This window comes from Cobetia sp. SIMBA_158, from assembly GCF_046566945.1.
GTDB classification, from domain to species: Bacteria; Pseudomonadota; Gammaproteobacteria; order Pseudomonadales; family Halomonadaceae; genus Cobetia; species Cobetia amphilecti.
Map to the genome: position 1 here is coordinate 1 of NZ_JAWJYL010000223.1, position 284 is coordinate 284.

Consider the following 284-nt stretch of genomic DNA (forward strand, 5'->3'; position numbering starts at 1 on the left):
GGATCGCGCCGAATATGGGCACCGACGTGGCACTGATGTTAGGGATTGCGCATACCCTGATGACACAAGGCAAACACGATAAAGTGTTCCTTGAAAAATACACCACCGGGTATCCGCAGTTTGAAGAATATCTGACAGGTAAGAGCGATAATACTCCGAAGAGCGCGGCCTGGGCGGCGGAAATTACTGGCGTACCGGAAGCGCAGATAGTCAAACTCGCTGAACTGATGGCGGCGAATCGCACAATGCTGATGGCAGGCTGGGGAATTCAGCGCCAGCAATAT

At 52.8% G+C, this 284-nt stretch carries 1 protein-coding gene; it reads left to right on the forward strand.

The window, feature by feature from the left end:
• The coding region (locus R2R70_RS19725) for a molybdopterin-dependent oxidoreductase (protein ID WP_410978857.1) at positions 1-284 on the forward strand (284 nt) is incomplete at both ends.